21 protein-coding genes are annotated in these 23,363 nt (G+C 72.1%); 6 read left to right on the top strand and 15 right to left on the bottom strand.

The annotated features are described in order from the left end of the window. Window positions 1-123: 123 nt before the first annotated feature. The 3 genes from ACZ7CF_RS08100 to ACZ7CF_RS08110 form a co-directional block, all read right to left on the bottom strand. Complete coding sequence (locus tag ACZ7CF_RS08100; RefSeq protein WP_470369225.1) at window positions 124-1,242, bottom strand: site-specific integrase; 1,119 nt, start codon at window positions 1,240-1,242, stop codon at window positions 124-126. Continuing rightward, a complete protein-coding gene (locus ACZ7CF_RS08105; protein ID WP_470369226.1) occupies window positions 1,239-2,291 on the bottom strand; it encodes a threonine aldolase family protein in 1,053 nt (350 codons plus the stop codon). The genes ACZ7CF_RS08100 and ACZ7CF_RS08105 overlap by 4 nt, the downstream gene beginning before the upstream one ends. Window positions 2,292-2,626: 335 nt before the next feature. Then, a complete protein-coding gene (locus ACZ7CF_RS08110) occupies window positions 2,627-3,007 on the bottom strand; it encodes a DUF4180 domain-containing protein (protein ID WP_470369227.1) in 381 nt (126 codons plus the stop codon). A gap of 112 nt (window positions 3,008-3,119) precedes the next feature. Here ACZ7CF_RS08110 and add point away from each other — a divergent pair, with 112 nt between their 5' ends. Further along, the gene (gene add / locus ACZ7CF_RS08115; protein ID WP_458432305.1) at window positions 3,120-4,094 is read left to right on the top strand and encodes an adenosine deaminase; all 975 of its coding nucleotides are present in this window, start codon (window positions 3,120-3,122) and stop codon (window positions 4,092-4,094) included. On the opposite strand, the gene ACZ7CF_RS08120 is transcribed toward add, so the two are convergent. Further along, window positions 4,061-4,387, bottom strand: a complete 327-nt coding sequence (locus ACZ7CF_RS08120; protein WP_360394718.1) for a hypothetical protein — start codon at window positions 4,385-4,387, stop codon at window positions 4,061-4,063. The two genes, add and ACZ7CF_RS08120, sit on opposite strands and share 34 nt — an antisense overlap. Beyond that, window positions 4,387-4,761, bottom strand: coding sequence for a hypothetical protein (locus ACZ7CF_RS08125; protein ID WP_470369228.1), 375 nt, complete (start codon window positions 4,759-4,761; stop codon window positions 4,387-4,389). Before ACZ7CF_RS08125 ends, ACZ7CF_RS08120 begins: the two co-directional genes overlap by 1 nt. A gap of 169 nt (window positions 4,762-4,930) precedes the next feature. Between ACZ7CF_RS08125 and hrpA the strand changes: the two genes are divergently transcribed. Beyond that, window positions 4,931-8,812, top strand: a complete 3,882-nt coding sequence (hrpA, locus tag ACZ7CF_RS08130) for an ATP-dependent RNA helicase HrpA (RefSeq protein ID WP_360394713.1) — start codon at window positions 4,931-4,933, stop codon at window positions 8,810-8,812. A 103-nt stretch (window positions 8,813-8,915) separates the two neighbouring features. On the opposite strand, the gene ACZ7CF_RS08135 is transcribed toward hrpA, so the two are convergent. Both ACZ7CF_RS08135 and ACZ7CF_RS08140 read right to left on the bottom strand, forming a co-directional pair. Continuing rightward, entirely contained in the window at window positions 8,916-9,278 is a 363-nt protein-coding gene (locus ACZ7CF_RS08135) for a hypothetical protein (RefSeq protein ID WP_360394711.1), read from the bottom strand. A 237-nt stretch (window positions 9,279-9,515) separates the two neighbouring features. Next, the gene (locus tag ACZ7CF_RS08140) at window positions 9,516-9,896 is read right to left on the bottom strand and encodes a winged helix-turn-helix transcriptional regulator (RefSeq protein WP_470369229.1); all 381 of its coding nucleotides are present in this window, start codon (window positions 9,894-9,896) and stop codon (window positions 9,516-9,518) included. A gap of 24 nt (window positions 9,897-9,920) precedes the next feature. On the opposite strand from ACZ7CF_RS08140, the gene ACZ7CF_RS08145 reads away from it, so the two are divergent. Continuing rightward, window positions 9,921-10,265 (top strand): YybH family protein, encoded by a 345-nt coding sequence (locus ACZ7CF_RS08145; protein ID WP_470369230.1) that lies wholly within the window; start codon window positions 9,921-9,923, stop codon window positions 10,263-10,265. 8 nt (window positions 10,266-10,273) lie between these two features. Here ACZ7CF_RS08145 and ACZ7CF_RS08150 read toward each other — a convergent pair. The 7 genes from ACZ7CF_RS08150 to ACZ7CF_RS08180 all read right to left on the bottom strand — a co-directional run bounded on the left by ACZ7CF_RS08150 (window position 10,274) and on the right by ACZ7CF_RS08180 (window position 18,446). Further along, window positions 10,274-11,181 (bottom strand): IS5 family transposase gene (locus ACZ7CF_RS08150; RefSeq protein ID WP_470369231.1). Its coding sequence is split into 2 segments (ribosomal slippage): window positions 10,274-10,765 and window positions 10,768-11,181, totalling 906 coding nucleotides; the frame shifts between segments, so codons are not numbered across the junction. 107 nt (window positions 11,182-11,288) lie between these two features. Then, entirely contained in the window at window positions 11,289-12,065 is a 777-nt protein-coding gene (locus ACZ7CF_RS08155) for an alpha/beta hydrolase (protein ID WP_470369232.1), read from the bottom strand. Between the two features lie 84 nt (window positions 12,066-12,149). Beyond that, complete coding sequence (locus ACZ7CF_RS08160; protein ID WP_470369233.1) at window positions 12,150-13,118, bottom strand: PP2C family serine/threonine-protein phosphatase; 969 nt, start codon at window positions 13,116-13,118, stop codon at window positions 12,150-12,152. Then, a complete protein-coding gene (locus tag ACZ7CF_RS08165) occupies window positions 13,118-15,289 on the bottom strand; it encodes a serine/threonine-protein kinase (protein WP_470369234.1) in 2,172 nt (723 codons plus the stop codon). The genes ACZ7CF_RS08160 and ACZ7CF_RS08165 overlap by 1 nt, the downstream gene beginning before the upstream one ends. Before the next feature lie 11 nt (window positions 15,290-15,300). Next, window positions 15,301-16,257, bottom strand: coding sequence for a glutamate ABC transporter substrate-binding protein (locus tag ACZ7CF_RS08170; protein ID WP_470369235.1), 957 nt, complete (start codon window positions 16,255-16,257; stop codon window positions 15,301-15,303). Continuing rightward, complete coding sequence (locus ACZ7CF_RS08175) at window positions 16,254-17,555, bottom strand: hypothetical protein (protein ID WP_470369236.1); 1,302 nt, start codon at window positions 17,553-17,555, stop codon at window positions 16,254-16,256. The genes ACZ7CF_RS08170 and ACZ7CF_RS08175 overlap by 4 nt, the downstream gene beginning before the upstream one ends. Before the next feature lie 120 nt (window positions 17,556-17,675). Continuing rightward, window positions 17,676-18,446, bottom strand: a complete 771-nt coding sequence (locus tag ACZ7CF_RS08180; RefSeq protein ID WP_360394691.1) for a TetR/AcrR family transcriptional regulator — start codon at window positions 18,444-18,446, stop codon at window positions 17,676-17,678. Window positions 18,447-18,487: 41 nt separating this feature from the next. Between ACZ7CF_RS08180 and ACZ7CF_RS08185 the strand changes: the two genes are divergently transcribed. The 3 genes from ACZ7CF_RS08185 to ACZ7CF_RS08195 are packed head-to-tail and all read left to right on the top strand — an operon-like array spanning window position 18,488 to window position 22,409. Next, window positions 18,488-20,812, top strand: a complete 2,325-nt coding sequence (locus ACZ7CF_RS08185; protein WP_470369237.1) for a DEAD/DEAH box helicase — start codon at window positions 18,488-18,490, stop codon at window positions 20,810-20,812. Then, window positions 20,809-21,567, top strand: coding sequence for an SWIM zinc finger family protein (locus tag ACZ7CF_RS08190; RefSeq protein ID WP_360394685.1), 759 nt, complete (start codon window positions 20,809-20,811; stop codon window positions 21,565-21,567). The genes ACZ7CF_RS08185 and ACZ7CF_RS08190 overlap by 4 nt, the downstream gene beginning before the upstream one ends. Continuing rightward, complete coding sequence (locus ACZ7CF_RS08195) at window positions 21,564-22,409, top strand: DUF3626 domain-containing protein (protein ID WP_458432293.1); 846 nt, start codon at window positions 21,564-21,566, stop codon at window positions 22,407-22,409. The genes ACZ7CF_RS08190 and ACZ7CF_RS08195 overlap by 4 nt, the downstream gene beginning before the upstream one ends. On the opposite strand, the gene ACZ7CF_RS08200 is transcribed toward ACZ7CF_RS08195, so the two are convergent. Continuing rightward, the gene (locus ACZ7CF_RS08200; RefSeq protein ID WP_360394678.1) at window positions 22,345-23,334 is read right to left on the bottom strand and encodes a helix-turn-helix transcriptional regulator; all 990 of its coding nucleotides are present in this window, start codon (window positions 23,332-23,334) and stop codon (window positions 22,345-22,347) included. The two genes, ACZ7CF_RS08195 and ACZ7CF_RS08200, sit on opposite strands and share 65 nt — an antisense overlap. Between the last annotated feature and the right edge of the window lie 29 nt (window positions 23,335-23,363).

A 23,363-nucleotide genomic window follows, 5' to 3' on the forward strand; every position in this document is an offset into this window, starting at 1 on the left:
CGCGACGGAAACACCCGGCGGCACTCCTGCCGACGGTGCAGCGCGCTGCGCCGGCCGGTGCAGCCCTACCGGCGGGGATCTTGTTTACAGTTAACGCGATTCACTGAGACCTGGGTCACGAATTCACAGGCCCAGACGGGTGACCGCGTTGTCCTCCAACGGGTTCGCCGTGCGGATGTAGCGGTGCACCGTGCGCGGGTTCGTCCACCGGCCCTGCCGCATGATCTCCCGGTCGCTCGCCCCGCCCAGCGCCGCCTGCGTCGCGAACCCCGCCCGCAGCGAATGCCCCCCGAACAGCTCCGGGTCCAGCCCCGCCCGCACCGCGTACCGCTTCACCAGCTCCGCCACCGCACGCCCCGACATCGCCTTCTCCCCGATGCCGCCGTGCCGGTTGACCACCGGGAACACCGGCCCCGTGCGCGTGGTGCCCCGGTAACCGTGACAGCGGTGCAGACCCGAGTCCCGCGGCTCGCGGCCCTCCAGCACATCGGCCCAGTCCGCGAACGCGCACACCGGGCACGTCGGCCGCCTGCTGCCACGCGGCAGCACCACCGTCTGCTGGTGCTTGCCGGTCTGGTCGGTCTTCGTCGTCCCCAGCGCGATCAGCAGCAACGGCTCGTGCGTGCGCGGATCCACGTCCACCGCCACGTCCTCGAACTCGATCGCCGCCAGCTCACTGCGCCGCAACGCCCCCGCGAACCCCACCAGCAGCAGCACCGCGTCCCGCGCCCGCGCCGGACCCTGCGCCGGCCGCTCGGCCAGCAACGCCTCCAGCGTGTCCAGCAGCACCGGCCGCTTGCGCCGCGGCTGCGCCTTGCGCGAGCGGCGGATACCGCGCAACGTCAACCGCACCACGTCACTGCGCGTCGGACTGGGCAACCCGTTCGCCGCGTGCACCGCCGAGATCGCCGCCGACTTGCGCTCCAGCGTCGAGGCCCCGAACGCCGGCGACCCGTCCTCGCGCACCGCGTCCGCCGCCGCCGCCAGGTACACCGCCACGTCCAGCGGATCCGCGGGCAACGCCTGCCGGCCCTCCGCCGCGCACCACCCCGCCCACCCCACCCAGTCCGACCGGTACGCGCGCACCGTGTTCGGCGACTGGGCATTGCGCAGATAGCTCGCCAGCGACGCCGCCTGCTCGTCGTCGAACCGCGCCCGCACCGCCGCCAGCGCCTCACCGTCCACCAGCACCGAGTGCGACACCCGCACCAGCGCGCTCTTCACCGGCTCCGGCAGGCTCACACCCGCGATGGTAGCCCTCTGATCAACTCCGCGACCTCCCGCGGCGACAGCTCCAGCGCCCCGATCCCCACCCCGACCTCGAAGCTGCACCGCCCCGGATCCGGGTTCGACCGCGTGTACAGCAACAGCTTCACCCCCGTCTCCTCCGCCAGGGCCTGCGCCGCGCGTTCGGCGTCGGCCGGGGACATCGGCAGGTGGACGTGGAACATCGGCGTCTGCGGCACCACCGGGTGGGTGCGGGCGAACCCGTCGTCGTTGATCGCCTTCGCCAGCGCCCGCGCGTGGTCGCAGAACTCCGCCATCCGCGGCAGCACCTCATCCAGCCCCAGCAACCCCAGCACCGCCAACGGCCACGCGTCCGCGATCGCCCCGCCCAGCCGCCGCCGCCACACCGCCGCGTGCGCGATCGTCACCTCGTCCCCGGCCAGCACCGCGCCCCGCGCGCCCTCCAGACCCTTGTAGAGCGACACGTACACCGTGTCGAACAGGTCCGCGACCTGCGCCAGCGACGCCTCGTAACCGGTCTGCGCCTCCCACAACCGCGCCCCGTCGCAGTGCGCCGCCGCCCCCTGCTCCCGCACCCACCGCGTCTGCTCCCGCAGGTCCTCCCACGCGGGCAGCACACCGCCCAGGTCCCGCTGCGGCAGCTCGAACACCACCGCCGCCAACGGCTCACCCACCGCCCGCAGCTGCGGCAACCCCATCAGCGCGTTGCGGTCACCGACCGGGTGGAACCGCAACCCGTGCACCGCGCTGTACCCCTGGTTCTCCCACACCTGCAGATGCGTCTGCGGATGCCCCGCGAACGCACGCCGGCCACGGGTCTCCGCGTGCACCCGCAACGCCGTCTGCTGCGCCATCGTCCCCGACGGGAAGAACAACGCCCCCGGCTTGCCCAGCAACCCCGCCACGCGCTCCTCCAGCCGCGCGACCGGTTCCTCCGGTGTGGTGTCCGGGGCGATCAGGCCGCTTTCGGACAGCCGCCGCAACACCTCGAACGGCGAACGGCGCGGACTGGCGTGCATCGACAACGACCGGCGGATCTCCACCACCCGAGCCTAGGTCTCGCCAGTGGCTTGCACAGCGCCCGCACGGCGGTGGTGCGGCGCCCGAAAACGGCAGGTACTCGGAAGCAGGAAGCACTCGGGAGCGGCAAGCGCACCGCGACGGCGGTCGGGGGATGGCGACGGACAAGGGGCGCGCCGCCGGACAGGCACACGGGACGGTCAGGCACACGGCGACGGCCGCGTGTGCGGCGAGCGCCGAGTGTCCGGTGAACGCCAGGTGACCGGACACGGTCGGGTGCCTGGAGGTTCCGGGCACCCGAAGCAGCCACGCGGTCGAGCGCCCGGCGGTCAGGCGGCCGGGCACACCCAGGTGGTGGTCAGGCGCGGCCGGCCAGCGCCGAGAACCGCTCGTCCAGCTCCGCCTCGTCCGCCACGAACCACAGCTGCCGGCCCTGGTTGGACTCGAAGACGAAGTCCCGCAACGCCGTGCTCTGCTCCACGTACCCGCTGATGTCCCCGACGACCGCCACCCCGAACCCGTACTGCTGGAACTTCTGCACCACCGCGCCCGCCACCCGTGTGCGCAACCGGAAGAAGTCCTCCGGCAGGCGCGCCACCGGCAGCGCGATCCACGCCACGTCCTGGCCCCACAACGTGCCGATCAGGTCCACAGCGGACTGCTCGTCACCGATCAGCGGGCCGTCCGGCGAGCACATCAGGACCGTCGCGCCGTGGCGCGTCCCCACAACATCCGACATGCGCAGCAAAGTAGCGGCCGCCCGCGGCCGCCGTCGCGCGCATTTCGCCCGCGGAGGTGACCTGCGGAAATGGGCAGGCGCCGCACCGGTGCGGCTCTCTAGGGTCACGACCATGCGTGATCTTGCGACGTTGCCCAAGGCCCACCTGCACGTGCACCTGGAAAGCACCGTCCGCCCCGGCACGCTCGCCGATCTCGCCGACCGGCACGGGGTGCGGGTGCCCGCCCACACCGGGGTCTTCGACGGGTTCGGGCCGTTCGCCGCGCACAACGGCGCGGTACGGGACTGCCTGCGGGAGCCCGGCGACTTCCACCGGATCGCCTACGAGTTCTGCGCCGAGGAAGCAGCGCAGGGGACCCGCTACGCCGAGGTCACGTTCACCGCGGCAGGCCACGGGGAACGACTCGGTGATCCGGACATGCCGCTCGAGGCGGTGATCGCCGGGCTCGCCGCAGGACAGACCGCCCACGGCATCGAATGCCGTGTGATCGTGGACCACCCGAGAAGGCGGTCGGTACAGCGCTTCGAGGACTCGCTGCGGCTCGCGCGCAGGCACCCGCAGGTCGTCGCGATCGGGGTCGCCGGGGCCGAAGACCACCCGCTCACCCCGTTCACCCCCGTGTTCCGCGCCGCGCGGGAGGCCGGGATCGGGCTCGTGCACCACGCCGGGGAGACGTGCGGAGCACCGAGTGTCGCCGACGCGGTCACCGCCGGGCTGGCCGACCGGATCGGTCACGGCATCCGCGCACTCGACGACCCCGGGGTCGTCTCACTGCTGCGCGACCGCGCCGTCCCGCTCGAAGTGTGTCCCTCGTCCAACGTCGCGCTGGGACTGGTCGACTCGCTCTCCTCTCATCCGCTGCCACACCTGCTCGACGCCGGGCTGACCGTCACGCTCAACACCGACATCCCCGCCTCGACCGGCACCACCCTGACCGAGGAGTACTCACGGGTGCGCGCCGCCTTCGGCTTCACCGACACCCGCATGGCCTCCTTCGCCCTCACCGCCGTCGACGCCTCCTTCGCGCCGCCGCGGGTGAAAGCGCGGCTGCGTCACGACATCGCCGCCTGGCGCGACGGCTCGTAGCACACCAGGCCGTGCTTGGCCGCCAGCAACCCCACCAGCTCCACCACCCGCCGCCACTGCGGCCACACCACGTGCACGATCACCGCGTCCGTGCCCACCGTCAGCGCCTCGTCCCACCGGGCCGGCACCGCCGGGTCCGGTGCGGTCTGGCGCAGCTCCCGCACGAACGCCGCCACCGCCGGGTCGAACGCCCCCAGCAGCGAGGACCGCAGCTCCGCGTACCGGGCCGCCGCCTCCGCGAACGACGCCGGACCCGGCGCCCGCCACACCACCACGTCGAACGGGACGTCCATCACGCCACCTTTCCGAACACCACACCCGACAGCGCACCCAGCGCGGTCCCTCGCGAGATCCTCCGCGGACCGGGTGAGAACCACCGACCGCCGGCACGCCCCGGCCCCCACCGGCCGTCCGGCGACGGCCGTGAACAGCCCGAACCCAGGCCCGGGAGCAGCGCCTGCCGCGCGGCACCCGGCCCGGCCGCGACCGGTTGCCCGTGCGATAACCGCCCCGAACCGGGCACCACCGACAACGCCACGATCGGGTCCGCTCCCGGCTCCGCGGCCCGCGCACCACCGAACGGCACCGGCCGCGGGCTCAGCGCGGGAGCCGACGGCGGGCGGGCGGCCTGGCCGGCGGCCAGGGCCCCGAACGGGTTCAGGTCCATGCCGAGCACGCTAGCGAGGGGGTCTGACAATTTTGCGTCACCGCAGGTCAGAAGCCCCGCAAAGCACCCGAAGCGGTGAGGGGGCCCAGGCCGGGGCGGTGCCGGTGAGCCAGCCCACCCGGTTATTGACGCGAGGGATTCGCACCCTCCTGACTATCCTTGAGCCCAAATGGACACCCCGCTCGCTGAACTGCACAAACGCCTGCCCGAGCTCATGCCGCGTGATCAACGCCGGCTCGCCAGGCGCCTCGACGGCGCACGCAAGGTCACAGACCCCCTGGCGCGCCGCAAGATCACCGAGGAGATCGCCGGCCTGATCGACGAGGCCGCCGTCAAGGTCGCGCTGCGCAGGGAGTCCGTCCCCCCGATCAGCTACCCCGACGAGCTGCCGGTCAGCCGGCACAAGGACGAGATCAAGGACCTCATCGCGGCCCACCAGGTCGTGATCGTCGCCGGTGAGACCGGGTCCGGCAAGACCACCCAGCTGCCCAAGATCTGCCTGGAGCTCGGCCGGGGCATCACCGGCCAGATCGGCCACACCCAGCCCCGCCGCATCGCCGCCCGCACCGTCGCCGAACGCGTCGCCGAGGAGCTGGGCACCACGCTCGGCGACACCATCGGCTACAAGGTCCGCTTCACCGACCAGTCCGGCGACGACACGCTGGTCAAGCTCATGACCGACGGCATCCTGCTCGCCGAGATCCAGACCGACCGGACGCTGAGCCGCTACGACACGATCATCATCGACGAGGCCCACGAACGCAGCCTCAACGTCGACTTCCTGCTCGGCTACCTCAAGCAGCTGCTGCCGCGCCGCCCTGACCTCAAGGTCGTCATCACCTCCGCCACCATCGACCCGCAGCGCTTCAGCGCTCACTTCGGCGACGCGCCGATCATCGAGGTCTCCGGCCGCACCTATCCCGTCGAGACCCGCTACCGGCCGCTGGAGGAGGACGACGACCAGACCCAGGGCATCATCAACGCCGTCCACGAGCTGCAGGCGGAAGGCCCCGGCGACGTCCTGGTGTTCCTGTCCGGTGAACGGGAGATCCGCGACACCGCCGACGCCCTCAAAGCAGAGGACCTGCGCAACACCGAGATCCTGCCGCTCTACGCGAGGCTGTCCGTCGGCGAGCAGCACCGGGTGTTCCAGCGTCACACCGGCCGCCGCGTCGTGCTCGCCACCAACGTCGCCGAGACCAGCCTCACCGTGCCGGGCATCAAGTACGTCATCGACCCCGGCACCGCCCGCATCTCCCGCTACAGCCACCGCCTCAAGGTCCAGCGCCTGCCCATCGAACCCGTCAGCCAGGCGTCGGCCAACCAGCGCAAGGGTCGCTGCGGCCGCGTCAGCGAGGGCATCTGCATCCGCCTGTACTCCGAGGAGGACTTCGAGGCCCGCCCCGAGTTCACCGACGCGGAGATCCTGCGCACCAACCTCGCCAGCGTCATCCTGCAGATGACCAACATCGGCCTGGGTGACGTCGCGAAGTTCCCCTTCATCGACCCGCCTGACAGCCGCAACATCAACGACGGCATCGGCCTGCTGCAGGAGCTCGGCGCCATCAGCACCGGGCAGAAGGGGGCGGGGGAGCAGAAGCTCACCCCCACCGGCCGCAAGCTCGCCGCCCTGCCCGTCGACCCCCGCCTGGGCCGCATGGTCCTGGAGGCCGACACCACCGGCTGCCTCAAAGAAGTCATGATCATCGCCGCCGCGCTGTCCATCCAGGACCCCCGCGAACGGCCCGCCGACGCCCAGGAAGCCGCCACCCAGCAGCACGCCCGGTTCGTCGACGCCGACTCCGACTTCGTCAGCTTCCTCAACCTGTGGCGCTACCTCAAGGAGCAGCAGAAGGAACTGTCGGGCAACCAGTTCCGCAAGCGCTGCAAGGCCGAGTTCCTCAACTACCTGCGCGTGCGCGAGTGGCAGGACATCTACCTGCAGCTGCGCCAGGTCGCCAAGCAGATCGGCATGACCCTCAACGACCAGCCCGGCGACCCGCGCAACATCCACATCGCGCTGCTGTCGGGGCTGCTCAGCCACATCGGCGTCAAGGACGTCCTCAAGAAGCAGGCACCCGGTGAGAAACGCCGTCCCCTGACCGAGTTCCTCGGCGCCCGCAACGCCAAGTTCGCGATCTTCCCCGGCAGCGCCCTCGCGAAGAAACCACCCCAGTGGGTGATGGCCGCCGAGCTCGTCGAGACCAGCCGGCTGTGGGGCCGCATCGTCGCCAAGATCGAACCCGAGTGGGCCGAACGCCTCGGCGAGCACGTCGTCAAACGCACCTACTCCGAACCGCACTGGGAAGCCAAACGCGGCTCCGTCGTCGCGTTGGAGAAGGTCACCCTCTACGGGGTGCCGATCGTCGCCGGCCGCAAGGTCAACTACGGGCGCATCGACCCCGGGCTGTCGCGGGAGCTGTTCATCCGCCACGCCCTCGTGCAGGGGGAATGGACCACCCACCACCGGTTCTTCCACACCAACCGCGCCCTGCTGGAGGAGGTCGGGGAGCTGGAGAACCGGGCCCGGCGCCGCGACATCGTCGTGGACGAGGAAACCCTCTACGAGTTCTACGAACACCGCGTCGGCGCCGACGTCGTCTCCGCACGGCACTTCGACACCTGGTGGAAGAAGCAGAAGGACAAGAACCTCCTCACCTTCACCAAGGACATGCTGGTCAACGACCGCGCCGACGTCCGCCCCGACGCCTACCCCGACCAGTGGCGCCAAGGCGAGCTCACCCTGCCGCTGAGCTACCACTTCGAACCCGGCGCCAAGAAGGACGGCGTCACCGTCCAGCTGCCGCTGCCGGCGCTCACGACCCTGGACGACGACGCGTTCTCCTGGCAGATCCCCGGCCTGCGCCACGACCTCGTCGTCGCCCTCATCCGGTCGCTGCCCAAGCAGCTGCGCCGCAACTTCGTGCCCGTCCCCGACGTCGCCACCGCCGTGCTCGCCCGCATCGACCCCGCCGACACCAGCCTGCTGGCCGGGGTCGAACGCGAGCTCAAAGCCCTCACCGGTGTCACCGTGCACCGCGAGGACTGGCAGCTCGACGCCGTCCCCGACCACCTCAAGCTCACCTTCCAGGTCGTCGACGAGCACAACCGCACCCTCGCCGAGGGCAAGGACATCGCCGCGCTGAAGACCCAGCTGCGCGCCGAGGTCCGCGAGTCGCTGTCGCAGGCCGCCGGGCACCTCGAACGCACCGGGCTCACGACCTGGGACTTCGACGCCCTGCCCCGCACCATCGAGCAACGCCAGTCCGGCATCACCGTCACCGCCTACCCGGCGCTGGTCGACCGCGGTGACAGCGTCGCCGTGAAGGTCCTCGACACCCCCGGCCGCCAGGCCCACGCCCACCGCCGCGGGGTGCGCAGGCTGTTGCTGCTGGGCGTCAACTCACCGGTCAAGCACCTGCAGCGCCACCTCGACAACGCCTCCAAGCTCGCGTTGACCCGCAACCCCCACGGCGGCGTCGCGAACCTGCTGTCGGACTGCATCACCGCCGCCGTCGACCGGCTCATGGGCGAGCCGGCCTGGGACGCCAAGGCCTACGCCGCGCAGCTGAAGAAGGTCCAGGCCGCGCTCACCGACACCACTTGGGTCACCGTGCAGGAGGTCCGCAAGGTCCTCGAAGCCGCCCACGAGGCCGAGCTCAAGCTCTCCGGCCTCAAGGGCGCCCCTGACTCGGTCAACGACATCCGCGGGCAGCTCAACTCGTTGGTGTACAAGGGTTTCGTGACCGACACCGGCTATGACCGGTTGCCGGACCTCGTGCGTTACCTCAAGGGCATCAGCCGGCGCGTCGAGAAGCTGCCCGAGAACCCGCGCCGTGACCTCGAATGGACCGAGAAGGTTCACCAGGTCCACGCCGAGTACCGGGAGCTGCGCGCCCAGAGCCCCGCCGACGAGCCCGCACCCGAGCTCGACGAGATCCGCTGGATGATCGAGGAACTGCGGCTGTCGTACTTCGCGCAGACCATCGGCACCCGCTACACCGTCAGCGACAAGCGCATCTACAAGGCACTCGACGCCGTACCGCTGTGAGACTTTCGCGGAAGCCGGGCAAGCCCGCGGCTGAACTGCGGGTTCCGGGTCAGCCGCGACCGGACCGGTGTCGAAGCGTTGCCGGTGGACGCGGTAGGCCGTGTCACATCCGCACGCAGTCGGTCCCCCAGTGTTTCGCGTCGGGGCCCCACAGTTCTCCGCAGGTCCACGACCCCGCCGGCGCCTTCCAGGCGCCGGTGAGCTCGAACCAGCCGCCCGGTTTGAGGTTGGCGCGGTATCCGCTGCGCTTGTCGATCCCGGCGGGACCGTTGTACACGTGGGCGTCGACGTTGTAGAGCGTGTAGTTGCAGGCGTTGATCACGTGGACCCAGTACACGGTGCCGGAGTTGGGATGGGGGTCAGTGCGAACGCACCCGTCGACCGCCGCCGCGGTGTTCGTGAGGGTCGCGCTCAACGCTGCGGCCATGAGCACAGCCGTTCCGAAGATGGCTTTGACGGATCTCATCTCGACACCCCCGTGTCACCTTCACGCATCCATGGCTGCGGTGCGTTCACCCGCTCCTGCAACTGACCAATGTGCCAGCCTTGACGCAGCCGAGGTGCGATTTCGAGCCTTCGACCACCCGAAAGAGGTGCTCGGTCGACCGGCGGCGAGCACCGCCGCGAGCACTTGGCCTGCCATCGGGGGTCCGCCCCGGCGATCAGCCCGGACCCCGCCGCAGCGGCAGCCGACCAGGCGATCTCACCGGTCGGCGACGCCCAGCAGCCGTTCACCGGTGCGGTAGAGCTCCAGCAGCAACGGCCGCAGCGCCACACCGGCGTCGGTCAGCGCGTACTCGGTGCGGGCGGGGAAACCGGGGGAGCGGTCGCGGCGCACCAGCCCCCGCGCCACCAGGCCGTCCAGCCGCTCGGTCAGCACCTTCGCGCTGAGCTGCGGCAACCCCGCGCGCAACCCGCTGAACGACCGCGGCCCGCCCATCAGGTCGCGCAGCACCAGCGTCGCCCACCGGCCGCTGACCGCCGCCAGCGCCACCTCCACCGGGCACGCCGCCGACGGCGCCACCGTCCGGCCCCGCTCGGTCGGCACCAGCTCCTCGTCCCAGGTCACCGTTTGGTGACCCACGCCGGCGTTCGCCACGCTGAGCCCATGAGCATCCACCCCGCCAATGTCGCCCACGCGTTCGCCGCCGCGTTCAACTCCCGCGACGCCGGCGCCGTCGACGCGGTCTACGAACCCGGCGCCCTGTTCGTGCCCCGGCCCGGCTACACCGTCACCGGCAGCGACCGGCGTGCCGCCAACCAGGAGTTCCTCGACACCGGCCTGCCGATCACCGTCACACCGCGCCACGTCTACGCCCACGACGGAATCGCGCTGCTCGTCGTGGACTGGGCCATCGGTGACGTCACCGGCACCGCCACCGACGTCGCCCGCCTCGGTGCCGACGGGCGGTGGCGGTACGTGATCGACAACCCGTTCGGCACCAGGGCCTAGGCCGTGTTTTAGATGTGGCGTAGCCAGATGTTGATGGCGGCGATGTGGACGGTGGCCTGGTAGCGGATGGCGAGCTTGTCGTAGCGGGTGGCCACGGCCCGGTGTTGCTTGAGCAGGTTGATGCCGCACTCGACGGCGTGACGCTGCTTGTAGATCTTTCGGTCGATCGCAGGTGGCCGCCCACCCGCGGAGCCTTTGGCCTTGCGGTGGGCGGCCTGGTCACGGGGCTGGTCGATGGTCGCCTTGATCCCGCGGCGCCGCAGATAGGCACGGTTGGCTTGGGAGCTGTAGGCCTTGTCCGCCAGAACCCGGTCCGGACGGGTCCTGGCGCGTCCGGGCCCCATGCGTGGCACCGAGATCTGCTCGATCACCGGCACGAACCGCGGGCTGTCGCCCCGTTGCCCGGCGGTGACCAGCAGTGACAACGGCCTGCGGCCCTGCTCGCAGGCCAGGTGCAGCTTGCTGGTCCAGCCGCCGCGCGAGCGGCCCAGCCCGTGGTCGTCGGGCTCGGTCCCGCCGGCCGGGGTGGAGGGTGGTTCGACCTGCAGATCCCCTTTTTCCGTGCGCCGGCGGCGTGCTGGTGCGCCCGCGTGATGGTGGAATCCACCGAGACGTCCCACACGATCAGCCCGCCGGCATCGGCGCGGGCCTGCAACGCGGTCACAATCCGCTGCCAGACTCCGGCCCGCTGCCAGCGGCGGAACAACCCGTACACGGTCTGCCAGGGCCCGTAGTCAGGCGGGATGTCACGCCACGGGGCACCGACGCGCACCCGCCACCGGATGCCGTCGATCAACTGCCTCTTGCTCCACTTCGGCGGGCGCCCCGGTTTACGCCCGACCGGCAGCAGCGGCTGCAACACCGCCCATTGCGCGTCGGTCAGGTCGGCCCGCCCCGCTGCCGCTACGCTGGCCACGAGGTCTCCGGTACTGCGGGTTTGCTTGGTCGCTAACCCACATACCGGAGACCTCACCACGTTCCGGCACCGACACGCCGCCGATCACCTCACCTTTGAAACACGACCTAGCCGCGTGGCGTGACCGACACGACCGCGTCCACCACCTCGCGGCCCGAGAGCAGCACCTCGTCGTTGTGGTCCGCGCCCGCCACCTCGACCAGCCGTGCCCGTGCCGCCGCGGCCACCGCCCGGCTCTGCGCCGGCGGCACCACCGAGTCCGCCGTCCCCAGCAGCACCACCGCCGGCACGTCCAGCCCGGCCACCCGCTCGGCCACCGGGTACTTGTCCTGCAACAACATCCTCACCGGCAGGAACGGGTAGTGGTGCGAGCCCACCTCGGCCAGCGACGCGAACGGTGAGCGCAGCACCAGCCCCGCCGGTGCCCGCCAGGTCGCGAGCTCCACCGCCACCGCCGCCCCCAGCGACTCGCCGAAGTAGACGACCGGCCCGTCGACCAGGTCCAAGGCGGCGCGGGCGTCCATCGCCAGGCCCTCCTCCGAGGGCGTGCCCGGGTTGCCGCCGTAGCCGCGGTAGTCGAACAGCAGCACCGACACCCCCGCGTCGACCAGCGCCCGCGCCAGCGGCACCCGGCCCAGCCGGTTGCCGCCGTTGCCCGGGAACACCACCACCGTCGCCGGGGCGTCACGGGTCTCGAAGTGCCAGCCGTCGAGCAGCAGGCTGTCCGCCGTCACCAGCCGCACGTCCCGCCCACGGGGCAGGACCTCCTCGGCGGACGGCAGCGGACCGGGGGACGGGAAGTAGACCAGCTTGCGCTGGAACGCGAAGACCACGGCGACGATGGTGACAACCACCGCCGCCGAGATCAACACCGCCCCGCGCACCCGCTCATCTCAGCAGCGCCGGTCGGTGTTCGTGACCTGCGCGAACACCGGGGTGACGAACCCGCGCCACGACGATCACCCCGGTCAGTCGCCGGGCACGAACGGCACCAGCACCACCGTGATGTTGTCGTGCCCGCCCGCGTCCAGCGCCACCTTCACGAAGTCCTCCGGCCCGCACGGCAGCAGCGGCTGCAGGTCCTCCGGCAGCGGCCGGTAGTTGTGCAGGCCGTCCGAGCACAGCAGGAACGTCCCCGGCGTGCTCGGCCGCAACGTCACCACCTGCGGCACCACCGGGCCCGCGTCCGCGCCGATCCACCGCGACAGCACGTGCGCGCGCCGGTCGGTGCGGGCCTGCTCCTCGGTCAGCACCCCCTCGGCCACCAGCTGCGCCGCCCACGTGTCGTCCGCGGTCAGCTGCCGGGAGCCCTCCTGCGCAAGCCAGTAGGCCCGCGAGTCGCCCACCCAGCCGATCGTCACCGCCGAGGGCGTCACCACCGCCGAGACGAACGTGCACGAGGGCGCCACACCGCGGCCACCGGTCTCGACCGGGTCGGTCTCCACCAGCTGCTCCACCGCCAGGCACGCCGCCGCCACCGCGTCCACCATGGCCTGCTCGGCGTCCGCGGCCTCGATCAACGCGTTGAGCAGCACGTCGACCGCCGCGTCGGCCGCGGCCTGCGAGGCCTGCTCCGCGCGTTCGGACGACGCCACCCCGTCGCACACCACCGCGGCCACACCGGCGCCCGCGACCTGGCCGAACGCCATCGAGTCCTCGTTGCGGGCCCGCCGCTTGCCCCGGTCGCTCACCCCCGACACCGCGCCCAGCGCGTACTCCACCCGGTCCCGCGCCGACGGCTGGTGCCGGCCGCACTGGGTGCAGTAGTCCTCGTCGTCGATGTCGGGTGATCCGCACAGGATGCACGAGGCCTGCGCGGGACCGGTCGGTCCGCCGATCGGCGTGCGCCGCACCAGCAGGTTGCGCCCGCACGCCTCGCAGAACCGGTCCTCCGCGGCGATCGGTGCGAAGCAGTCCGGGCACTTCAGGGTGTCCATCAAACCAACGTCCTAGGCCTTACCGCGTTCGCGCGGTCCACCAATGCGATCCGTTCCTCCGGCGTGGCCGCGAACCGGGCCAGCGTGCGGTAGCGCCGCTCGAGACCCAGCCGAAGCTCGTGTTCGGAGAGTGCACAGTCCAGCACCCTGCCCTCGGCGGCGTGATTGCGGGTCACGTAGTCGAACGCCGCCTCCAGCAGCTCGGCCGCGAGCTGCGTGTGCGAGTGGCGGTCGATGTCCAAGGCCCGCAACCGTTCCCCGGCCGCGACGAGGTCCTCCGCGGCGCAGTCGCCGAGCTGCGCGCGCACCGCGAGGATCTGGGCGGCCAGGTGCTGGGAGGAGGTGTCGGGCACCGACAGCAGCACCTGCACCGCTCGCGCGCGGTCACCGCACGCGAGCAGCACCCGCGCCAGTCCGAACGCCGCCGACACGTGCGCGTGGTCGGTGCGCCACACCAGCTCGTACCAGCACGTCGCCGACTCCAGGTCCCCGGTCGCCTCCGCGCACACCCCCAGCGCCAGCTTCGGTGCCGCCTCACCCGGCAGTGCCGAGCACACGGCGTCGAAGAACCCCAGCGCCTCGTCGGCGCGGCCGTCGCGCAACGCCGCCAGGCCCCGGTACCAGTCCGGCCGCCAGTCCTCGGGGTCCACGTCCGGTTCGTCGAACAGCGGCGGCACCGTCAGCGACTCCAGCTCCCGCAGCGCCGCCGCGGTGTCACCGGACTCGATCAGCACCCGCACGATCCGCAGCCGCACCTCGACGGTGTACTCCGGTGCCTTGCGCAGCCCCGCCGGGTCCGACGTCGCCGCCGTGGCCAGCCACGAGGCCGCCGCGTCCGAGGTGCTCACGCTCGGTGCCGGCAACGCCAGCGCCGCCTCGACCAGGTCCAGGCCGCCCTCCACGCCGAAGCGGCGGCGTTCGGGGGTGAACTGCTTGGACATGCCCGGCCGCGGCACGCCGTCCTCGATCGCCAGCACCTCGCGCAGCACACCGGTCAGCTGCTCGGCCATGTCCTCGGCACTGGCGAAGCGCAGCTCCGGGTTCGGGTGCGTCGCGCGCAGCAGCAGCCGGTGGAACGACGAGAACCGCGCCAGCAGCGGCTGCTCCTGCGGGGTGGGCAGCCGGTCCTTGCACGTGCCGCGGAAGTCGAACGGGAAGCACATCACCGCCAGCGCCCGCCCGACCGTGTAGATGTCGGAGAACACCGACGGGCCGATCGTGCCGATCTCCGGTGCCTGGTAGCCGATCGTGCCGTAGATGGGGGAGTGGTGGTCGTCGATGCGCCGCACCGCGCCCAGGTCGATCAGCTTGAGCTGCTCCTCGGTGTGGATCATGTTGTCCGGTTTGAAGTCGCAGTACAGCAGCCCCACCCCGTGCAGGTAGCCCAGTGCGGGCAGGATCTCCAGCACGTAGGCGATCGCCTGCGCCAGCGGCAGCGCCTCGTCCCCGCGGCCCTCCCGCCGCCGGCTGGTGATCATCTCCTTGATCGACTCGCCGCCGACGTACTCCATCACGATGTAGTCGACCAAACCGCCGGTCTCCCGGTCGGCGTGCCGGATGAAGTTGTGGATCTTCACGATGTTGGGGTGCTCGACCTCGGCGAGGAACCGCCGCTCCGCCAGCGCCGCCGCCATCGCGTCGGCGTCGCCGGAGTCCAGCAGGCCCTTGAGCACCACCCACCGGTCGCTCACCGCGTGGTCCAGCGCCAGGTACAACCAGCCCAGGCCGCCGTGCGCCAGGCACCCCAGCACCTCGTACTGGTCGTGCAGCACCTCACCGGGTGCGAGCTTGGGCGTGAACGAGTAGCGGTGCCCGCACTGCGGGCAGAACCCCTGCACCCGGCCGGGGCTGCCCTCCCGCGTGCGCCCGACCTTCTTGCCGCAGCGGGAGCAGAACCGCTTCGCCTCCGGCACCTCCGGGGCAGCCAGCACCGCGGTCGTCGGGTCCCGGTAGGGCACCCGCGGCACCTCCACCAGCCCCGCGCCCAGCCGGCCCCGGCTCATCGAGCGCACCGAGGTGCGCCGCGCCCGCCCCGACCCCGTCGCCGCCGGCTGCGACACCGACCACGGCGCCGTCCCCGGTGACGTGGCGGGGGAGGTCGCGGGTCCCGTGCCGCGCTCCGCGGGTGCCGTCGCCGGTCCGGTGACGGGCAGGTCCAGGTCCTCGCTCATCACGGCCCTCCTCAGTCCCGATACCGCGCGACCGGCGGCTGCGGGGCCGGGCCCAGCGTGCCCAGCCACCGCCGGTAGGTCTGCGCCCACGTGCCGTCGGAACGCATCCGCTCCAGCACGCCGTTGACGAACCGCACCAGGTCCTCCTGCCCCTTGGGCACCCCCACCCCGTACGGCTCCTCGGTGAACCGCGCCCCCACCACCTCGGTGTAGGGGTCCTGCGCGGCCAGGCCGGCCAGGATCGTGTCGTCGGTGGAGATCGCCTCCACCTGCCCCTGCTGCAGCATCACCAGGCAGTCCGTCCAGTTCGGCACCGACACCAGCGTGCGCGCCCTGCCCGCGACGTTGCCCAGCGAGGTCGAGCCCGTGGCCACGCACACCCGCTTGTCGCTCAGGGCGCCGACACCGGAGATGCCCGAGTTGCGCCGCACCAGCACCCGCTGGCCCGCCTGGTAGTACACGGCCGAGAAGTCCACGTCGCGCAGCCGCTCGCAGGTGATCGTCATCGTCCTGGCCACGACGTCGACCTCGCCGCGTTGCAGCACCCCGATCCGTTCCGCTGCCGTGACCACCTTGAACTGGACCTTCGCCGGGTCGCCGAAGATCGCCCGCGCGATCTGGCGCGCCACGTCGACGTCGAAGCCCTCGATCTCGCCGGTGAAGGAGTTGCGGAACCCCATCAGGTACGAGTTCTGGTCCACCCCGGCGATCAACCGGCCGCGCTGGAGGATGCGGTCCATCGCCGAGCCCTGCGGCATCTGCCCCGCGGGCGGCAGCGGTCCCGGGCGCAGGCTCGCCGTCGCGTCGCACTGCGGCGCCGGACCGGGGGAGGACGTCGGGGCGCCCGTCACCGTGCTCGCCCCCGCCGGCAGCGGTGCCGGCACCTCCTCGGGCACCACCTCGCTGGGGACGGGGCCGCCCGTGCAGGCCCCCGCCAGCAGCACCGCCGCGAGCACGAGCCGCCTCATCGGTACTCCTTGAGCCGCTGCCACAGTCCCGTCGTCGACCCGGCCGCGCTGATCAGCGACAGCACCAGCACCCCCACCACCGTGCCCGCCAGCGTCGAGCGCGCCACCGCGACCTCGTCGCTGAAGTCCTGCCGCGCCTGTCCGATCGCCTGCACCAGGGCGAGGTCCAGCGAGTCGAAGTAGGGCAGGCTGATCTGCTTGACCGCCTCGGTGTACTGCCCGGCGTCGTCGGCCTCCCGGATCCGCTGGTGCACCTGCTGCCACTGCTCGAACGCCCGTCCGGCCTGCTGCACCGGCTCACCGCCACCGGGCCGTGCCTGCTCCAGCAGCCCCTTGAGGCGCGCGGAGGTGTCCACGAAGCTCTTCTCGTAGGTCTGCCCGGCGCCGCGCGCCACCAGCGTGAGCGTCTCGTCGCCGCGGGCGGTCAGCGTCGCGATTCGCGCCTGGGCGAGCACGTCGGCCTGCTGCGAGGCCGTGCGGCTGTCGCTGACGTCGCGCATGACCAGCAACGACACCGTCGTCACCCACAGCAGTGACACCACCGCCGCGCCGGTCGCGACGAGCAGCCCGATGTTGAGCACGCGGTTGGTCTTGCGGGTCAGGTACCGCTGGGTGAGCAGCAGCCCCACCACGAACAGCACCGCGACCCCCGCCTCCGCCACCGGGAACCGCGCCTCGTCCTGCGCCCGCGTCACCCGCCCGGTCTCGGCGGCGTAGAGCTGCTGCGCCGCGGGCAGCAGCTGGGTGCGCATCAGGTTCGACGCCTGCCGCAGGTAGGCCGCGCCCACCGGGTAGCCCTGCCGGTTGTTGCTGCGCGCGGTCTCGATCAGCCCGGTGTAGACCGGCAGTTGCGCCGACAGCGTCGCCGTCAGCTCGGGGGAGGAGGCCGTCGCCACCGACAGCGCCGCCTGCGCCTGCGCGATGTCCTTCTCGTAGCGCTCCCGCAGCCGCACCGGCTCGAGCCCGCCCGACAGGAACGCGCTCGCCGCCGTCGCGTCCGCGTCCTGCAGCGACCGGTACACCTCCTGCGCGGCGTGCGCGAGCGGCTCCGACCGCGCCGACAGGTCGTCGAGGGCCTGCGACTGCCGGACCACGCCGTAGGTGGTCAGGGTGCCGCTGGCCAGGCTCGCCAGCGCCAGCACCAGGATGATCAGGCTCAACCGCCCCGGCGTCGACCGCGCCAGACCGGTGATCCGGCGCACGAGCGCCTGCCGGGGGTGCGCGTCGATCACCACGATCTGCCCTCCCTGCAGCGTGCCTGCCCGGTGCGCGGTCGCTGATCCGGTGATCGTCACCACGCCGCGTGGCGTAACTGTAGGCATCCGGGCACCACCGCGTGCGAATTCGCGACCGGACGTGCGAGGTGTCACCAGGCCGTAACCGCGCGAATCAGCCCCGCCACCCGTACGGCGGTTGCGTCAGCGGCCACCGGTGTCTGCCTGGCGGGTGGTGACCAGCCGCTCCACGCCGTCGAGGATCATCTCCAGGCCGAAGTCGAACGAGTGCTCCGGGCTGAACGCGCTGTGGTGCTGCTCGCCCACCGCGCCGCCCACCCGTGCCGCCACCGGGTAGCGGGCCGGGTCGAACACCGTCATCAGCACCGGTGCCGCCGCGTCCCACCACTGCTGGTCGGTCAGACCGGTCTCCTTCTCCGTCAGCGCCGCCGCCGTCAGCCCGCGCGCCGAGTTGTGCACGTGGCCCAGCACCAGGTTCAGCACCGAGTCCATCTCCACGTCTGACAGGCCGATGCCTTCCAGGCCGCGCAGCTCGAAGTCGTACTTGGCCGCCACCTGCGGGCCCAGCACCGTCCGCGACGGCGCCACCTGCAGCAGCCACGGGTGCCGCCGGTGCAGGGCGAGGTTCTCCCGCGCCACGGACGCCAGGTGCGCGCGCCAGCCCGCGGCCGGGACGCGGCCGGTCTCCTGCTGGACGGTGTCGACCATGACGTCGATGAGCTCGCCCTTGCCGGGCACGTAGGTGTAGAGCGACATCGTGCCCACGCCCAGCGCCTCGGCGACCCGCCGCATCGACAGCGCCCGCAGGCCCTCGGTGTCGGCGAGGTCGATGCCGGCCCGCACGATCCGGTCCACGCTCAGGTCCGGTTTGCCCTTGCGGCTGGTCCGCTCCTGGGTGCGCCACAGCAACGCCAGCGTCCGTGCCGGGTCACCGCTGCCCGTGTGTTCGATCACGACGACGACACTACCGTACCGTATGCTGTACGGTACAGAGTATGTTCGCCCCTGCCGATCCGCCCCGCCTCGGTCAGCTCGACGGAAAACCCCTGCTCGACGCCCTGCCCGCGGTGCTGGCCGGTGAGGACTACTGGGCCGTGGCCGCCGCCACCGCGCTGCACCTCGTCGCCCGCGGCCGCATCGTGCCCGGGGTGACCGCCTCCGGGCACGACACGTGGCGGATCGGGCCGCTCGACCACGCCGACGAGCTGCACCTGCGCGCGCTGGCCGCGCACGGGTCCTATGACCAGCTGCGCGCGTTCATGGACGCGATCGCCGACACCCTGCCGCGCGGGGGCGACGGGCCGTTCGCGGCGGCCGAGCCGTGCGCGGTGCCCGAGCTGAAGGCCTGGGCCGACGAGCAGATCACCCTGTCGCTGCGGCTGGACCTGGACTTCCGGGCGACGCTGCAGGTCCGCGCCGTCACCGACGCCCACCCCCGTGACGTCGCCGGCTCCGGGCGCGAGCTCGACGCCATCAAGGCGATCCGGCGGTCGAGCTGGACACCGCTGCACCGGCTGCTCGACCAGGCTTCCCCGCACCACCTCGACCTCACCGACGACGAGGTCGGCTCGCTGCTGGGCAGCGACATCGAGGTCCACTGGCCCAGAGAGCTCAACACCACCCTGGCCGCGAGGGCGGTCATCGGCCAGGCGAGCGGGCAGTTCACGGCCGGGGAGCTGCTCACGTTCGACTGGCAGCTCGCCCTGGGCGGCGACCCGCTCACCGCCGCCGAGATGGACCTCATCGCCGAGGCCAGCCGCCCCGTCGTGCGGCTGCGCGACCAGTGGGTGCTGCTCGACCCCGCACTCGCGAAGAAGGCCCGCGCACGGCTCGCGCCGATCCCCGCGGTCCAGGCCGTCACCGCCGCCCTCACCGGGGTCGCGGTCATCGACGGCGAACACGTCGAGGTCGCCCCGCACGACCTGGCCCGCACCGTCACGCAGATCCCCGAGATCGCCCAGCCCGCGGCATTGCGCGCCACCCTGCGCGACTACCAGCTGCACGGCCTGCGGTGGCTGGCGCACCTGACCTCCCTCGGCCTGGGTGCCTGCCTGGCCGACGACATGGGCCTGGGCAAGACCATCACGCTCATCGCCCTGCACCTGCACAAAGACCTCGACGCACCGACGCTCGTCGTCTGCCCCGCCTCACTGCTGGGCAACTGGGAACGCGAGCTGCACCGCTTCGCACCCGGCGTGCCGGTCACCCGCTACCACGGTCCACACCGGACACTGCCCGGCCACGGCGTCGTCCTCACCACCTACGGCACCATGCGCCTGGACGCCGAGGTCCTGCGCGAGCACACGTGGGGCATGGTCGTGGCCGACGAGGCCCAGCACGTCAAGAACCCGCACTCCGGCACCGCCACGGCGTTGCGCGCCATCCCGTCGGCGGCGCGGGTCGCGCTGTCGGGCACACCGGTGGAGAACTCGCTGTCGGAGCTGTGGTCCATCCTGGACTGGACGACACCGGGCCTGCTCGGCACGCACCGCGCGTTCCGCGCCCGCTGGCCGGAGCCCGACGACACGCTCGCCCGCGTCGTGCGGCCGTTCCTGCTGCGCCGCCGCAAGTCCGACCCCGGCGTCGCACCCGAGCTGCCCGCAAAAACCGAGACCGACCTGCCCGTCTCGCTCACCACCGAGCAGGCCGCCCTCTACGAGGCGCTGACCCGCGAGACCCTCGACCGGATCGCCACCGCCGACGGCATGGCCCGCCGCGGCCTGGTGCTCACACTGCTCACCGGCCTCAAGCAGATCTGCAACCACCCCTCGCAGTACCTGGGCCACGACACGCTGCGGGGCAGCTCCGGCAAGCTGGAGCTGCTCGACGAGCTGCTCGCCACGATCCTCGCCGAGGACGGCTCCGTGCTGGTCTTCACCCAGTACACCGCCATGGCCCGCCTGCTCGAACAGCACATCACCGCCCCCACCCTGTTCCTGCACGGCGGCACGCCCGTCGCCCGGCGCGAGCAGATGGTCGAGGACTTCCAGGCCGGTCGCGCCCCGGTGTTCCTGCTGTCGCTCAAAGCCGCCGGCACCGGGCTCAACCTCACCCGCGCCGACCACGTGATCCACTTCGACCGCTGGTGGAACCCCGCCGTCGAGGACCAGGCCACCGACCGCGCCCACCGCATCGGCCAGACCCGGCCCGTGCAGGTCCACAAGCTCGTCACCGAGGGCACCGTCGAGGAACGCATCGCCGCACTGCTGGCGCGGAAGCGCTCCCTGGCCGACGCCGTGCTCACCGCGGGGGAGTCCGCCTTCACCGAACTGACCGACGCCGAACTCGCCGAGCTCGTCGAACTGAGGAGCACCCGATGACCGCCCGCGGGTTCGCCGCGTTCCCGAAGACCAAGCGCCGCGTCGCCACCACCTGGTGGGGAAAGACGTGGGTGAAGGCACTGGAGGACACCGCTCTCGACACCGCCGTGATCCGCATGGGCCGCCGCTACGCCCACGCCGGTGTCGTCGGTCCCATCACCGTCAGCCCCGGCCGCCTGCACGCCCAGGTCCACGACGACGACACCGTCTACAGCACCACCGTGCACGTCCCGGAGCTCACCGAGCTCCACTGGGGACGGTTCCTCGACCGCGTCGCCGAGCAGTCCGGTCACATCGCCGCCCTGCTCGACAACGACATGCCCCGCACCCTGGTCGCCTCCGCCGCCGACGTCGGCGTGGACCTGCTGCCCGGCATCGGCGACCTCGACCCCGACTGCGACTGCCCCGGCTGGGAGCTGCCCTGCCGCCACGCCGCCGCACTGGCCTTCCAGGTCGGCTGGCTGCTCGACGCCGACCCGTTCGTCCTGCTGCTGCTCAAGGGCAAACCCGAACAGGAACTGCTCGACGCACTGCGTTCCCGCGTCGCCGGACCCGTCGGCACCAGAACACCTGTGGTGGTTTCCGACGTCGCCGCAGGTCAGCTGCCCGCACGACCGGGCGTCCCGGCCACCACACCTGTGGTGCTCGCGGTCGAGGCGCCACCGGGGTTCGCCGCCGAGGAGCTCGTGGCACTGATGGAGATCGCCGCCGGCCGCGCCCGCGCACTGCTGCGTTCGGGCACCCTCGAAGGGTGATCACCGAGAAGCAGAAGATGATGACCGGCCGGCTGTACCGCGACTCCGACCCCGAACTGGTCGCAGCCGGCACCGACAACTTCCGCGGCCTCACCGGACCGCCGGTGCCGCGCGACCTGCGCATCACGCTCAACTTCCACCCCGGCCACGGGGTCCTGGCCGCCCTCGCCCGCGACGGCGTCTACCGGTCCCAGTTCGAGACCGGCACCGGCAACGGCGGCCTCACCGCCCACCCCGGCGGAGCCCGCTGGCAGTGGGAGAGCCGCCTGTTCGGCGGCGCCTACGACCACGCCCCACCCGCCGCGCGCCCCAAGTACGGGGCGCTCAACCACCGCCGCAGCGAGTTCGGCGGCGCACCGCGGTTCGGCTCGGCGCACCTGCGGCTCACCGAGAACACCCTCGACCGCAGCACGTTCTGCTACCCCGACAGCGTCTTCGAACCCGTCGACTTCGGCACCGCGCGGCACATGCCGCTGATCGCCCTCACCGGCCACCGCGACCTGCTCGACGACTACGTCGAGGCCCACGTCCACGGCCCGGTCACCCTCGCCGACGTCGAGGCGGTCGTGCTCGACCCGTCCTTCCGCGGCACCGAGGTAGAGGACGCCGCGCACGCCCTGGACACCCGCGTCGAGTGGCACAGCGGGTTCCGGATGTCCACAACGGACCTCGATCCGGGCTTCCGCACGCCCGAGTCGGTGGAGCTGGGACTGCGCATCGCCGTCGACGGCGTCATCGACCCGTGGGTCCTCGCGCAGGCCGACGCCGACCCGCAGGTCAGGAAACACCTGTGGCACCACCTGGCGCATACAGCGCTGCGAGGTCCCGCACCACCGCCGTGACCCGCTCGCGCAGCTCCGCCGGTTCCAGCACCTCCACCTCCGCGCCCAGCCGCAGCAGCATCCCCGTGGCGTGCGGGACCGACTCGATCGGGATCGTCACCCGCGTCCACCCGCCGTCGGGCACCGCCGAGTCCTCCGCCGCCCGCGCCACCACCGGCAGCACGTGCACGGCGAACGACTCCCAGCCGCGCGGCGACAACCGCAGCACCGCCGACCCCGTGTGCTGGCGTGCCTGGAAGTCCTCCAGCGACGCCGCCCAGTGCGCCGCCAGGTCGAAACCCGCCGGGCGTTCGAACGTCCCCTCCAGCGCCCGCACGGCCTGGATCTGCGCCACCCGGTAGGTCGAGATGCGCGAGGACCCCAGCGCCACCAGGTACCAGCGGCCCGCCTTCAGCACCAGGCCGAGCGGGCGCAGCACCCGCGTCACCTCCTCCGGTGCCTGCCAGCGCCGGTAGGAGACCTCCAGCAGCCGCGCGTGCCACACCGCGTCGGCGACCAGCTCCAGGAACGGCGACCGCTCCGGGTCGTAGTACCAGGCAGGGGCGTCGAGGTGGAACCGCGTGGCCATCCGTGCCGCCCGGTCGCGCATCGGCGAGGGCAACGCCGCCATCAGCTTCAGCTGCGCCGCCGACACCGCCGCCCCCAGACCCAGCTCCGCCGCCGGACCCGGCAACCCGGCCAGGAACAGCGACTCCGCCTCCTGCTCGGTCAGGCCCGTCAACCGGGTGCGGTAACCCTCCAGCAGTTGGTAGCCGCCCGCCGGGCCCGCGTCGCCGTAGAGCGGCACCCCGGCGGCGTGCAGCGACTCCACGTCGCGGTAGATCGTGCGGACCGACACCTCCAGCTCGTCGGCCAGCGCCTGCGCGGTCATCCGCCCCTTCGCCTGCAACAACAGCAGCAACGACACCAACCGGCTCGCACGCACAGAAATACACTGCCACAAGGTGTCAGCAG

The organism is Lentzea sp. NPDC036955, assembly GCF_055608005.1.